Source organism: Stenotrophomonas sp. ZAC14D2_NAIMI4_7, assembly GCF_003086675.1.
Taxonomy (GTDB): domain Bacteria; phylum Pseudomonadota; class Gammaproteobacteria; order Xanthomonadales; family Xanthomonadaceae; genus Stenotrophomonas.
On the sequence record NZ_CP025995.1, the window covers coordinates 2,966,748 to 2,980,335 of the forward strand.

The following is a 13,588-nucleotide window of genomic DNA, read 5'->3' on the forward strand; positions in this document are numbered from 1 at the left end:
TTGTCACAGAACCTTGAGGTCGAACGCCGGGCGCGTGCTCGGCGGCAGCGCATCGCCGTACAGATCGTGGTCGTCGCTTTCGGTGATCTCCACGTCGACGAACTCGCCCACGCGCAGCGCCACCTGGTCGGCGTTCTGGATATGCACCAGGCCGTCGATTTCCGGCGCGTCGGCGCGCGAACGGGCCACGGCGATATCGCCTTCGATGGCATCGACCAGGCACTGCTGCACGGTGCCGATCTTGGCTTCCAGGCGCGAAGCGGAAATCTGCGCCTGCTTTTCCATGAAGCGCGCCAGGCGCTCCTGTTTCACTTCTTCCGGCACCGGATCCGGCAGCGCGTTGGCGGTGGCGCCTTCCACCGGCGAATAGGCGAAGGCACCCACGCGGTCCAGCTGTGCCTCGTCCAGGAACGACAGCAGCTCTTCGAACTCGGCCTCGGTCTCGCCCGGGAAGCCGACGATGAAGGTCGAACGCACGGTGATGTCCGGGGCGATGCGGCGCCAGTTCTGCACGCGCTCGAGGGTCTTCTCGACCGCTCCCGGGCGCTTCATCAGGCGCAGGATGCGCGGGCTGGCGTGCTGGAACGGGATGTCCAGGTACGGCAGGATGCGGTTCTCCGCCATCAGCGGCACCACCTCGTCCACGTGCGGGTACGGGTAGACGTAGTGCATGCGCACCCAGGCATCGAGCTCGGACAGGCCTTCGCACAGCGCCTTCAGGCGGGTCTGGTAGGCCTTGTCGCGCCACATCTTCTCGGCGTATTTCACGTCCACGCCGTAAGCCGAGGTGTCCTGCGAAACCACCAGCAGCTCCTTCACCCCGCCACGCACCAGCCGCTCGGCTTCGCGCAGCACGTCATCCACCGGGCGCGAGACCAGCTTGCCCCGCATCGAGGGAATGATGCAGAAGCTGCAATGGTGGTTGCAGCCTTCGGAAATCTTCAGGTAGGCGTAGTGGCGCGGGGTCAGCTTGATGCCGTAGTCGGGCACCAGGTCCACGAACGGGTCGTGCTTGGGCGGCAGCGCTTCATGCACCGCTTCCATCACGCTCTGGTAATCCTGCGGGCCGGACACCGCCAGCACGTTCGGGTAGGCCTCGCGGATCTGCTCCGGGCGCTTGCCCAGGCAGCCGGTGACGATCACCTTGCCGTTCTGGTTCATCGCCTCGCCGATCGCATCCAGCGATTCGGTCACTGCCGAATCGATGAAGCCGCAGGTGTTGACCACCACCACGTCGGCCGAATCGTAGGACGGGACGATGTCGTAGCCTTCCGAGCGGAGCTGGGTGAGGATGCGCTCGGAATCGACAAGGGCCTTCGGGCAGCCAAGGCTGACGAAGCCGACTTTGGGGTTCAGCTGGGACATGGAAATTGCGGGACTCTGGGGGCCTGGGCCCCTGCCGGCATGGCAGGGGGACCTGGGGGCCGGGGCCTGAAAGGGCGCCAGTATACCGGGGTTGGCGCCTGCGCCTGAACGGCCAGCCGCCTGATCGGGCACAGCCGCTGACGCGCCGCTAACCCGGCCAGCACCGACAATGCAGGCCTGTCCCCTGCAACGAGGTTCCCGACGATGTCCGAATGGATCACCCTGGATACGCACCACGGCCCGGTTCGCGCCTGGCAGGCCCTGCCCGAGGGCAAGCCCCGCGCCGGCCTGGTGGTGGTGCAGGAGATCTTCGGCGCCAACCCGCATATCCGCAGCGTGGCCGAGCGCTTCGCCGCCCAGGGCTATGCGGTGCTGGCGCCGTCGTTCTTCGATCTGGTCGATGGCGCCGAGGCCGACACCGACGCCCTGCCCTACACCGCCGAAGGCGTGAAGGACGGGCTGGAACGGGTCAATACGCTGGGCATGGAAAAGGCGCTGGAAGTGGTACGCGCCGCCGCTACCCGGCTGGCTCCGTACGGCAAGGTCGGCACGGTCGGCTACTGCTGGGGCGGCAGCGTGGCCCTGCTGGCGGCCATGCGCCTGGGCCTGCCCTCGGTGAGCTACTACGGCGGCCGCAACGTGAACTACCTGGACGAAACGCCCAAGGCGCCGGTGATCTTCCACTTCGGCGCGCAGGACAAGAGCATTCCGCCGGAGGCGGTGCAGGCCCACCGCGAAAAGCTGCCGCAGATGGCCACGTACGTCTATCCGGCCGACCATGCCTTCAACCGCGACGTCGGACATGCGTATGATCCAGACAGCGCCGCCCTGGCGCTGCAACGCACCCTGGACTTCTTCACGGAGCATCTTGGATGAGCGAGTTCGAACTGGATACACGCCTGGCCACCGACAGCGTGCTGGTCGCCGAAGGCCCGTTGTCGCAAGTGCGGTTGATGAACGATGAGCGCTTCCCCTGGCTGGTGCTGGTACCGCGCCTGGCCGGGGTGACCGAGTGGATCGAGCTGGACGGCGAGCAGCAGGACAAGCTGCGCACCGAACTCAACCGCGCCTGCAAGGCCCTGAAGGGCTCGGACGGGGTGGAGAAGATCAACATCGGCGCGCTGGGCAACATCGTGCGCCAGTTGCATTTCCATGTGATCGGCCGCCACGACGGTGATCCGGCCTGGCCCGGCCCGGTCTGGGGCAGCGGCCCGGCCCACCGCTACGACCCGGCGGCACTGGACCAGCATGTCGCCTACTGGAAGGAACGGCTAGGATATCCGGCCCACTCCTGAGACAGTGCCGACCCGATGCGATTCAACCTCGTCGCCGCCATCCTGCTGATTTTGATCGGCCTGTTCATGCTTGCCAGCAATCTGGGCTGGACGCATCTGAACCTGTCCAAGCTGCTGCTGACCTGGTGGCCGGTGGCACTGGTGGGCGTGGGCATCGCCATGCTGTTCGGGCGCGGCAAATAACAAGGGCGGCGCAAGCGCCGCCCTCGCCCATGGAGAGCCGAGCCATGCTCGGCTCCATGACAGCTCAGGTGCGCGGCAGAGTCACGCCGGTCTGGCCCTGGTACTTGCCACCACGGTCCTTGTAGGACGTCTCGCAGACGTCATCGGCAGCGGCCTGGAAGAACAGCATCTGCGCCACGCCTTCGTTGGCATAGATGCGCGCCGGCAGCGGCGTGGTGTTGCTGAATTCCAGGGTCACGTGCCCTTCCCATTCCGGCTCCAGCGGGGTGACGTTGACGATGATGCCGCAGCGCGCGTAGGTGCTCTTGCCCAGGCACACCACCAGGGTGTCGCGCGGAATGCGGAAGTACTCGACGGTGCGCGCCAGCGCGAAGCTGTTGGGCGGAATGATGCACTCATCGCCGACGATGTCCACGAAGCTGCCCGGGTCGAAGTGCTTGGGATCGACAATGGTGGAGTTGATGTTGGTGAACACCTTGAACTCGCGCGAGCAGCGCACGTCGTAGCCGTAGCTGGACGTACCGTAGCTGACGATGCGCTCGCCGTTGGCCTGCTTCACCTGCCCGGCCTCGAAGGGCTCGATCATGCCGTGCTGCTCGGACATGCGGCGGATCCAACGGTCACTCTTGATGCTCATGCTTTGTCCTGGGTGCGAGGGGCGCGGGGATTCTAGCAGGGGGCCGGGCGCGCCCGGTGGGGCGCCGCCGCGGCGGTCACAGCAGCGAAGACAGGATCGGAATGGAACCGCGCGGACGCTTGCCCACTTCCTCGATCAGCCGCTGCGCGGCCTGGCGATAAGCCTTGGCGGTGGCCGAATCGGGCTGTGCGGCGGTGATCGGCGTACCGGCATCGCCCTGTTCGCGGATATCGATCTGCAGCGGCAGCGAGCCGAGCAGCGGCACGCCGTACTGCGCGGCCATGCGCTCGCCGCCGCCTTCACCGAACAGATGTTCCACATGCCCGCAGTTGCTGCAGGTGTGCACGGCCATGTTCTCGACCACGCCCAGCACCGGCACCTCCACCTTCTCGAACATCTTCAGGGCCTTCTTCGCATCCAGCGTGGCGATGTCCTGCGGGGTGGTGACGATCACCGCACCGGCCAGCGGAATCTTCTGCACCAGGGTCAGCTGGATGTCGCCGGTGCCCGGCGGCAGGTCGATCAGCAGGTAGTCCAGGTCATCCCACAGCGTGTCCTCGAACAGCTGGGTGAGCGCTGCGGTTGCACGCGGCGCGCGCATGATCAGCGGCGTCTCGTCTTCGACCAGGTAGCCGATGGACATGGTGTCCACGCCGAACGCGCGCATCGGTTCGATGCTCTTGTTGTCCGGGCTTTCCGGGCGACCGGACAGGCCGAGCATGGCCGGCACGCTGGGGCCGTAGATATCGGCATCGAGCACACCTACCCGCGCGCCCAGCTGCTGCAGGGCCACGGCCAGGTTCACCGAGGTAGTGGACTTGCCCACCCCGCCCTTGCCCGAGCCCACCGCGATCACGTTGCGCACGCGCGCATGCGGGGTCAGGCCCTTCTGGACCTGGCTGGCGTGGGGACGGCGGGTCGAACTGTTCACTGCGGGCTCCGAAGAGATCTGATTCAAGAGCCCGCCATCATACAAGCTGGGCGAAAACCGGCCGGACGCCGGCATCTGCCAGCGGGCGCGCGGTTCTGCCACAGACCGGCGCAGACGCTCAAGTCTTGACGGCATCCCGCCGCGCCCGAGCGGCAGTCTTGTCCCTTCTGCGCCAGATGTCCCATTCGGCCACCCAAGGGTCGACACAGCGTTCGATTCCGGCCCATGACTGAGATACAGGCCGCGATCAAATCCCAGTTGTAAACGACGATGGCGCACCGCAACAATGTAGTTTCAAGTTGTTGAAATTGCTCACTTATATCGCGACTGAAACAGGCCTTTTCGCAACGCAACACATTGACACATTTCAAAACAATCCGGTTAGCCGTTTGATTCATAAAACGTTTTCAGCCCGCCCACGCTCGACGGTCGTGACAACGATGTGTTGACCAGGTTAAAGCCGTGTTACGGTCGAAATGAATGGAAAGCAACTGAACGCACCATAAAGCCGTCACGGACGACACCGCCTTGATCTGTTCCGATGGGGATCCTTCATGCACAGCCACCGCAATGCGTTTTCGCGTCACCCACTGACTCTCGCCCTGATCGGCACCCTGCTGGCCAGCGGCGCCGCCGCGGCGCAGGACGGCGCCACCACCCAGCTGGACCGCGTGACGGTTACCGGCTCGCTGATTCCGCAGACCGAAATCGAGAACCACACGCCGGTCCTGACGGTCACTGCCGAAGACATCCAGACCCGCGGCTTCACCAGCGTGGCCGATGTGCTGCAGCAGTCCTCGCTGTCCACCGGCGGCCTGCAGGGTGGCCAGACCTCGGCCTCGTTCACCCAGGGCGCTGAAGCGGCTGGCATGTTCGGCCTCAGCCCGGGCTACACCAAGTACCTGATCAACGGCCGCCCGATGCTTTCGTATCCAGCGCTGTACAACGGCAGCGATACGTTCAACAACATCAGCGGCATTCCGATCGACATCGTCGAGCGCATCGAGATCCTGCCGGGCGGCCAGTCCTCGCTGTACGGTTCGGACGCCATCGCCGGCGTGGTCAACATCATCCTGAAGGAGCGCATGGACGGCGGCACGCTGAGCGTGCGCGGCGGTGCCTACAGCGAAGGCGGTGGCAACAGCTTCCGCTTCAGCGCGGCACGCGGCTTCAATTCCAAGGATGACCGATTCAACGCGCTGGTGAACGTGCAGTACGAAAAGACCAGCCCGATCTGGGGTTACCAGCGTGACCTGACCAAGGTCAACAACCCCGACGGCTACAGCCCGCAGTACGTGTCCAATGACTTCCTGGTGCTGCTGCCGGCCAACGGCAACCGCTACGCGATGATGGACCCGGACCTGTGCGCCGACGTGGCCGGCCAGTTCGGTGGCACCACCGTGCTGGGCACCCGCCCCACCGGCCAGGCCTGCGGCTCGGTCTACGGCACCGGTTACAAGACCATCAAGAACGGCAAGGAAAGCGGGCAGATCTACAGCTCGGCCACCTTCGATGTGACTGACAACTTCCAGCTGTTCGGCGACGCGCTGTACAGCCTGGAAGAAGTGAAGTACGCCACCGGCTCGAGCTACACCTGGTGGGGCACCTCCTCCGGCTGGGGTCGCTTCTACGACCAGGACAGCGGCCAGTACATGAACCTGCAGCGCGTGTTCGCGCCGGAAGACATCGGCGGCGCCGGCTACCGCGACATCATGAACACCGACCGCAACAAGGCCTACCAGGTCACCCTGGGCGGTCGTGGCACGGCGGGCAACTGGGATTACAGCGCCAGCTTCACCCGTGGCGAATACAAGCTGACCGAGCGCAACTTCGTGCGCTGGAACGACCCGATCAACGATTACTTCGAAGACCGTGTGCTGGGCCCGGTGCTGGGCACCACCAGCACCGGCTACAACATCTACAGCCCGGACTGGGATGCGTTCTACTCGCCGCTGCCGTCGGGCGATTTCCAGAGTTTCACCGGCTACACCTACAGCCAGAGCCGCACCTGGCAGAACCTGCTGCGCGCGCAGGTCACCAACGGCTCGCTGTTCAGCCTGCCCGGCGGTGATGCCGGCTTCGCGGTGGTGGTGGAAGGCGGCAGCGAAGGTTGGGATTACACCCCCGATGCCCGCCTGGTCGATGGCAGCGTGTGGGGCACCACGGCGGTGTCCGGTGCCGGCCACCGCAGCAGCTACGCGGTGACCAGCGAACTGCGCCTGCCGCTGCTCGACTCGCTCACCGTCACCGGCTCGGGCCGCTATGACGCCTTCAAGATCGGTAGCAACACCATCGACAAGGCCACCTACAGCGTGGGCCTGGAGTTCCGCCCGATCGAGAGCCTGCTGTTCCGCGGCAAGTACGGTACCGCCTTCCGCGCGCCGACCCTGTCCGACGCCTTCCAGGGCGAGAGCGGCTACTACGCCAACGGTTCGACCGACTACTACCGCTGCGGCGAGCTGGGCTTCAACCCGGTCGACACCACCGGCTGCCCGTACGACAGCGTGTCGGTGTTCGGCACCCAGTCCGGCAACCCGGACCTGGAACCGATCACCGCCGACGTCTGGAACGCGGGCGTGGTCTGGGCACCGATCAACAACCTGTCGGTGTCGCTGGACTACTACAACTGGAAGATCGAGAACGAGGTCAACACCCTCAGCTCCGACCAGTTGCTGCTGGCTGAGTACTACTGCCGCAACGGCCAGACCAACAACACCTCGGCCAGCTGCCAGAATGTGAACGACTGGATCACCCGCGATGCCTCGGGCGTGCTGGATGAAATCTACACGCCGAAGATGAACGTCGCCCGGCAGAACCTGCAGGCGCTGACGGCCAGCTTCAAGTACGTGCAGGACGTTGGTCGCTTCGGCTCGCTGCAGTTCTCGGGCAACTACACCAACATGCTCAAGCGCGAACTGCAGCCGCAGCCGGGCGACGAGTACCTGGACCTGCTGCGCGACCCGTACGCGATGTGGGTCTACGATTCCTACGCCAAGGTGCGCGCCGATGGCTCTATCGCCTGGGCCAAGGACAAGTGGACCACCACCCTGTATGCCAACTACATCGGCAAGACGCCGAACTACATGGCCTACGCGGGCAACGGCTACGACTACGTGCACAGCTCGGGCTACAAGGCTGGCAAGTGGGGTTCCTACACCACCTACAACCTGAGCGTGAACTACCGCGCGATGGACAACCTGACCCTGTCGCTGATGGTCAACAACGTGTTCAACAAGCTGCCTGACAACCAGCGCTTCAGCTACGCCGGCACCAGCGGCCAGCCGTACAACAACTACCTGTACAGCGCCTACGGACGTGCGATCTACGTACAGGCCAAGTACGACTTCGGCGCGAAGTAAGCCACGCCCACAACGCGTTGACTGGAGACCCCGCTTCGGCGGGGTCTTTTTTTGCCTGGCAACAGGGCCAGCTGAGCGCAGGACCGGTTGTGCTGCGCATTGTTAAGCGAACACCCCCATTCATCGAACACTCAGGCCGCCAGAAGTTGCAAAGGAAACTGAGACTAAGACGCTGTATTTGTTGCAGTTTTGTGTATCGAACCGACTGATTTAGCAAACTCTTGTGACACAACCGTACATTTCCCGTTAAGACCGTGTTAGGTTCCGGTGACGTCAGGATGACGCATGAACATTTGCAGAACGTCGGCAAGGAAGTCCGGCGTTTCACACTTCTTAGGGGGATTCACTTGATGACGCACCACCGCTTGCCCGGTCGCCACCCGCTGACCAATGCACTGCTGGCCGGCCTGATGTTCGCCGCCGCCGCACCCGTCCTGGCACAGGAAGCCACCCCGGGCTCCAACCCGGTCGATCTGGATCGCATCAGCGTGACCGGCTCGCGTATTGCGCGCACCGGCTTCGTCACCCCCTCACCGGTGACGGCCATCACCGCCGAAGAAATCCGCGCCACCGGCGCGAACAACATCGGCGACCTGATGACCCGCATGCCGGCGCTGACCCCGAGCTACACGCTGGGCAACTCCACCCGCTTTATCGGTACCGCCGGCGTGGGCCTGCTGGACCTGCGCGGCATGGGCACCTCGCGCACGCTGGTGCTGGTCAATGGCCGCCGCCACGTGGGTTCGACCTCCGGCTCCACTTCGGTGGACGTGAACACCATTCCGGTGGAATGGATCGAGCGCGTGGAAGTCATCACCGGCGGCGCCTCGGCCGTGTACGGCGCCGACGCCGTGGCCGGCGTGGTCAACTTCATCATGAAGAAGTCCTTCGACGGCGCGGAAATCCGTGGCCAGACCGGCATGGCCGACGAAGGCGGCTTCAACCGCTCGTTCGTCAGCGTGTCGGCCGGTACCGATTTCGCCGGTGGCCGCGGTAACGCGGCGATCGCGCTGGAATACAGCAAGCAGGACCGCTTCGTGCGCACCGACCGTGCCATCGGTCGCGAGTACCTGGTCTCGGTTCCGAACCCGAACTACGACTCGTCCAAGCCGCCGAGCGAAAGCAACCCGCAGACCGTGCTGAGCGGCCCGGGCGGCAACCACTCGATCTCCTACGGCGGTACGTTCACCCTGGGCACCTTCAGTGCCACCAATCCGGCCACCTGGGGCAACCGCTACCAGTTCAACCCGGATGGCACGTTCCGCAAGCAGCGCTACGACGGCATCGTCGTCAGCAACAGCAGCTGCACCAATTGCGACTTCGCCGATCTGAACGCCGTGGCTGACCTGCAGCCGGAGTTCGATCGCAAGAGCGTGAACACGATCGTCAACTTCGATCTGACCGACAACCACCGCCTGTACTTCGAAGGCAAGTACACCGAGACCGAGTCGGACTTCCTGGCGCAGCCGTCGTTCGATACCACCATCCGCATCCAGCGTGACAACGCGTTCGTTTCGCCGGAACTGCGTGCGCTGATGCTGGCCAACGGCGCCTCGTCGCTCACGCTGAACCGTTTCAACGTCGATGCCGGCCAGCGCGGCGAACACGTGGAGCGCAACACCCAGCGCTTCGTGTTCGGCATGGAAGGCAACCTGAGCGAAAACTGGACCTACGATGTGTACGGCAATTGGGGCCAGAGCGAGGTCAAGCGCTGGAACCTGAACAACCGCATCAACGAGCGTTGGCAGGCGGGTCTGGATGCGGTGATCGACCCGGCCACCGGCCAGGTCACCTGCCGCACCACGCTGAATCCGAACGCCATCAATCCGCACACCGGCCGCGTCTACTCCGCGTTCGGCCGTGACGGATGCGTTCCGTTCAGCGTGCTGGGCAATGGCCAGGTCACCCAGGCCGCACGCGACTGGATGAACGTCAATTCGTACAACTTCTCGCGCATCCAGCAGAGCGTGTTCAGCGCATCGGTTGCCAATGGCTCGCTGTTCAGCCTGCCGGCCGGTGACGTGGGCGTGGCCGGTGGCGTGGAATACCGCCGCGAGAAGAGCCGCGAAATCACCGATCCGCTGGCCGCACAGGGCCTGACCTTCCTCAACGCCATTCCCAACCGCGCCGGCAAGTACGACGTGCGCGAAGCGTTCGTGGAAACCACCGTGCCGCTGCTGGCCGACATCCCGGGTATCTACAACCTGACCATGGATGCCGCCGGTCGCTGGTCCGACTACAGCAGCATCGGCAAGACCACCACCTGGAAGGTCGGCCTGGACTGGACCATCATTCCGTCCCTGCGTGCCCGCGGCACCCTGTCGCAGGCCGTGCGTGCACCGAGCATCGGTGAACTGTACAACCCGCAGAGCGAGAACTTCGCCACCGTCGCCGATCCCTGCAACTACCTGGTGACCAACAGCAACCGTCCGTCCACCGCCAAGGACCCGGCGCTGCGCCAGGCCAACTGCTCGGCGCTGGGCATTCCAGTGGGTTGGGTCGACACCTACACTGCCAGCCGCCCCGGCGTGAGCGGCGGCAACCCGGACCTGAAGCCCGAGCGCGCTCGCAGCTTCACCTACGGTCTGGTGTGGCAGCCGGAGTTCCTGGAAGGGTTCGGCATGTCGATCGACTACTGGAACATCAACCTGAAGGACGCCATCGGTGCAGTGAATGCGCAGACCAACGCGACCCGCTGCGTCGATTCGCCGGGGGGCGTGGGCAACGCGTTCTGTGACCAGATCGTGCGTGCGCCGGTTGGCGGCTTCACCGATGCCACGGGCCGGGCCTTCCCCGAGTACTCGATCACCCGCTGGACCGCGCTGAACGAGAACCTGGCCCGCTCGCGCCGTATCGGTGTCGACCTGGAAATGGACTACCGCTTCAAGCTGGCCGGTGGCGATACCGTGGTGCGCTTCGTCGGTACCCGTCTGCTGCAGTCCCGCGAATGGGCCTTCCAGGACTTCCCGGATGAATACACCGAGTACGTCACCTACGTGACCGATCCGCGCTGGCGCGCCCAGTTGCAGACCAAGTACTCGCTGGGCCAGTGGCGTGCGTCGTGGGACATGACCTACGTGGACGGCAACCTGCGCGTGACCCCGGACAGCTACAACAGCAACCCCGGTTCGCAGAGCCCGATCCGCAACGGTTCCTACGTGTACAACAACTTCCAGTTCGGCTATCGCTTCCCGGGCGACAAGATCGACGTGTACCTGGGCATCGACAACGCCTTCGACAAGGATCCGCCGGTGAACTACTTCGGTGCGGACGTGGGTTCGGCGCTGTATGACAACGTGGGCCGCTACTTCTACATGGGCGCCTCGTACAAGTTCTGATAGCGCTTCAGGCAGTACCCGGAAAGGGCGGCGCAAGCCGCCCTTTCCTTTTCCATATCTGGCGGTCCGGCCAACGGCTGGGGGGTTTGCAATCGGCCATGACCTTCGACACCCTTGCAGGCCGGGCCGCAGGCGTATTGTTCGGCCCACGGCCGTCCATGCGGCCTTTCCCTGACTCACTCGGCCTGGAGGCCATTCAAGTGACCCGTACTCCCAAGATCGTGCTGCTGACCCTGGCCGTTTCGGCCGCGCTGGTCGGCTGCGGCAAGACTGATACCCCGGCAAAGGACGCCACCGCCTCCACGCCGGCTGCCACCGAAGCCGCCACCGCCTACAAGCTGGACGAAAGCAAGCTGCCGGCCTACAACGCCTTCCAGCCCGGTGACCTGGACACCAGCAAGGACGCCTGCACCGCCTTCGGCGACTACGTGAACAGCAAGTGGCTGGCTGCCAACGAGATTCCGGGCGACCGCACCAGCTGGGGCGCCTTCACCATCCTGGACGAGCGTTCGGTGGCCGTGCAGCACCAGCTGGTCGAGCAGGTGGCGCAGGTGAAGAACCCCGACCACATTGAAAAGGTGGTCGGTGACCTGTGGGCCACCGGCATGGATGAGGCCAAGATCAACGCCCAGGGCATCGAGCCGCTGAAGGCCGACCTGGCCGCCATCGATGGCCTGCAGGACAAGGCCGCCATCGCCGATTACCTGCGCAGCAGCGCGGCCAAGGGCGAGAACGTGCTGTTCGGCTTCGGTGCCGAAGCGGACTTCAAGAACTCGGCCATGAACATGGCCTACGCCAGCCAGGGCGGCCTGGGCCTGCCCGACACCACCTACTACACCGACGCCAAGAACGCCGACAAGCTGAAGGCCTACCAGGCCCACGTGGCCAAGGTGCTGGAACTGTCCGGCGTGGCAGCGGCCGATGCGGCCAAGCAGGCCGAGGACGTGGTGAAATTCGAAACCCGCCTGGCCAAGGCCTCCAAGTCGAGCGAAGAACTGTCGCGCGACGTGTCCCTGTTCTACCACCCGGTCACCCTGGCCGAGGCCGACGCACTGACCCCGAACTTCAGCTGGACCGAGTTCTTCAAGTCGCAGAACGTCGCCGCGCCGGAGAAGTTCTCGCTGGCCATCCCGACCTTCCACCAGGAAGTGAGCAAGGCCCTGGCCGATACCGATCCGTCGATCTGGCGCGCCTACCTGCGCTTCCACACCGTTGATGGCGCCTCGCCGTACCTGTCCGAAGCCTTCGTGCAGGAAAGCTACAACTTCTACGGCAAGACCCTGAACGGCCAGAAGGAACAGAAGCCGCGCTGGAAGCGCGTGCTGGGCACCATTGAAAGCGACGCCGGCGAAGCCTTCGGCCAGTTGTACGTAAAGGTAGCCTTCTCGCCGGAAGCCAAGGCGAAGATGGAAGACCTGGTGAAGAATCTGGCCGCCTCGCTGAAGGACCGCATCCAGGGCCTGTCCTGGATGAGCGATGAAACCAAGGCCAAGGCCATCGCCAAGTGGGAAACCTTCACCCCGAAGATCGGCTACCCGGACAAGTGGCGCGACTGGTCGGGCCTGCAGACCAACCGTGACAGCTACCTGGGCAACGTGCGCGCGGCCACTGCGTTCAACTACCAGTACAACCTGTCCAAGATCGGCAAGCCGGTGGACAAGACCGAGTGGGGCATGACCCCGCAGACGGTCAACGCCTACTACAACCCGCTGCAGAACGAGATCGTGTTCCCGGCCGCCATCCTGCAGCCGCCGTTCTTCGACCCGAAGGCCGACGACGCCCTGAACTACGGCGGCATCGGCGCGGTCATCGGCCATGAAATGACCCACGGTTACGACGACCAGGGCAGCCGCTTCGGGCCGACCGGCAACTTCGAGAACTGGTGGACCGAAGGCGATTCGAAGAACTTCGCGGGCCTGACCGGCAAGCTGGTCAAGCAGTTCGACCAGTACAAGGTGGACGGCCAGGCGGTGAACGGCAAGCTGACCCTGGGCGAGAACATCGCCGACCTGGGCGGCCTGGCCACAGCCTACGACGCCCTGCAGAAGGCCAGCGCCGGCAAGGAAGACCCGAAGGTTGATGGCTTCAGCCGCGACCAGCGCTTCTTCTTCAACTGGGCCACCGTGTGGCGCACCAAGTACACCCCGGAAAACGCCAAGGTCCGCCTGGCCACCGACCCGCACGCCCCGGCGCAGTTCCGCGCCATGGGTGCGCCGTCGAACCTGCCGACCTTCGCAGCGGCGTTCCAGTGCAAGGCCGGTTCGCCGATGGCCCGCAGCGGCGACCAGCAGGTGGTGATCTGGTAAGCCACGGCTGAAGCTGCGGTAGACCTGCAAAGGCCCGGGACGTCCCGGGCCTTTGTTTTTCCGGGGTCGGATCCCTTGCGCGCAGCGCGAGGGCTCCGACCCCATGCGGGTAAACCCAGCACCGCGTGAGGCGTGCATGCCGCGCCCATGCACGGCTTGCTATAGTTCGCCCGC

At 64.7% G+C, this 13,588-nt stretch carries 9 protein-coding genes; 6 read left to right on the top strand and 3 right to left on the bottom strand.

What is annotated here, in order from left to right; all coding sequences use genetic code 11:
- Positions 1-3: 3 nt before the first annotated feature.
- Positions 4-1,365 carry a 30S ribosomal protein S12 methylthiotransferase RimO gene (gene rimO, locus C1922_RS13695; protein WP_108750254.1) on the bottom strand — a complete coding sequence of 454 codons (1,362 nt, stop codon included), beginning with the start codon at positions 1,363-1,365 and terminating at the stop codon, positions 4-6.
- A gap of 204 nt (positions 1,366-1,569) precedes the next feature.
- Between rimO and C1922_RS13700 the strand changes: the two genes are divergently transcribed.
- The 3 genes from C1922_RS13700 to C1922_RS20545 are packed head-to-tail and all read left to right on the top strand — an operon-like array spanning position 1,570 to position 2,843.
- Complete coding sequence (locus C1922_RS13700) at positions 1,570-2,241, top strand: dienelactone hydrolase family protein (RefSeq protein WP_108750255.1); 672 nt, start codon at positions 1,570-1,572, stop codon at positions 2,239-2,241.
- Positions 2,238-2,660: an HIT family protein gene (locus C1922_RS13705; RefSeq protein ID WP_108750256.1), complete on the top strand. Its 423-nt coding sequence runs from the start codon at positions 2,238-2,240 to the stop codon at positions 2,658-2,660. Before C1922_RS13700 ends, C1922_RS13705 begins: the two co-directional genes overlap by 4 nt.
- Before the next feature lie 15 nt (positions 2,661-2,675).
- Positions 2,676-2,843, top strand: a complete 168-nt coding sequence (locus tag C1922_RS20545; protein ID WP_005410498.1) for a DUF5668 domain-containing protein — start codon at positions 2,676-2,678, stop codon at positions 2,841-2,843.
- Positions 2,844-2,907: 64 nt separating this feature from the next.
- On the opposite strand, the gene dcd is transcribed toward C1922_RS20545, so the two are convergent.
- Positions 2,908-3,480, bottom strand: a complete 573-nt coding sequence (gene dcd, locus C1922_RS13710) for a dCTP deaminase (RefSeq protein ID WP_108750257.1) — start codon at positions 3,478-3,480, stop codon at positions 2,908-2,910.
- A 76-nt stretch (positions 3,481-3,556) separates the two neighbouring features.
- Entirely contained in the window at positions 3,557-4,411 is an 855-nt protein-coding gene (gene apbC, locus C1922_RS13715) for an iron-sulfur cluster carrier protein ApbC (RefSeq protein WP_108750258.1), read from the bottom strand.
- A 554-nt stretch (positions 4,412-4,965) separates the two neighbouring features.
- On the opposite strand from apbC, the gene C1922_RS13720 reads away from it, so the two are divergent.
- The 3 genes from C1922_RS13720 (at position 4,966) to C1922_RS13730 (ending at position 13,414) form a co-directional block, all read left to right on the top strand.
- Positions 4,966-7,770: a TonB-dependent receptor gene (locus C1922_RS13720; RefSeq protein ID WP_108750259.1), complete on the top strand. Its 2,805-nt coding sequence runs from the start codon at positions 4,966-4,968 to the stop codon at positions 7,768-7,770.
- A 410-nt stretch (positions 7,771-8,180) separates the two neighbouring features.
- A complete protein-coding gene (locus tag C1922_RS13725) occupies positions 8,181-11,108 on the top strand; it encodes a TonB-dependent receptor (RefSeq protein ID WP_234413519.1) in 2,928 nt (975 codons plus the stop codon).
- A gap of 158 nt (positions 11,109-11,266) precedes the next feature.
- Complete coding sequence (locus C1922_RS13730) at positions 11,267-13,414, top strand: M13-type metalloendopeptidase (RefSeq protein ID WP_108750260.1); 2,148 nt, start codon at positions 11,267-11,269, stop codon at positions 13,412-13,414.
- The last annotated feature ends 174 nt before the right edge of the window (positions 13,415-13,588 follow it).

Bases quoted from the DNA above. Each gene is read 5' to 3' on its own strand.
- C1922_RS13730 (WP_108750260.1), top strand. From the start codon at position 11,267: ATGCGGCCTTTCCCTGACTCACTCGGCCTGGAGGCCATTCAAGTGACC.
- rimO (WP_108750254.1), bottom strand. From the start codon at position 1,365: ATGTCCCAGCTGAACCCCAAAGTCGGCTTCGTCAGCCTTGGCTGCCCG.
- C1922_RS13705 (WP_108750256.1), top strand. From the start codon at position 2,238: ATGAGCGAGTTCGAACTGGATACACGCCTGGCCACCGACAGCGTGCTG.
- C1922_RS13700 (WP_108750255.1), top strand. From the start codon at position 1,570: ATGTCCGAATGGATCACCCTGGATACGCACCACGGCCCGGTTCGCGCC.
- C1922_RS13725 (WP_234413519.1), top strand. From the start codon at position 8,181: ATGTTCGCCGCCGCCGCACCCGTCCTGGCACAGGAAGCCACCCCGGGC.
- C1922_RS20545 (WP_005410498.1), top strand. From the start codon at position 2,676: ATGCGATTCAACCTCGTCGCCGCCATCCTGCTGATTTTGATCGGCCTG.
- dcd (WP_108750257.1), bottom strand. From the start codon at position 3,480: ATGAGCATCAAGAGTGACCGTTGGATCCGCCGCATGTCCGAGCAGCAC.
- C1922_RS13720 (WP_108750259.1), top strand. From the start codon at position 4,966: ATGCACAGCCACCGCAATGCGTTTTCGCGTCACCCACTGACTCTCGCC.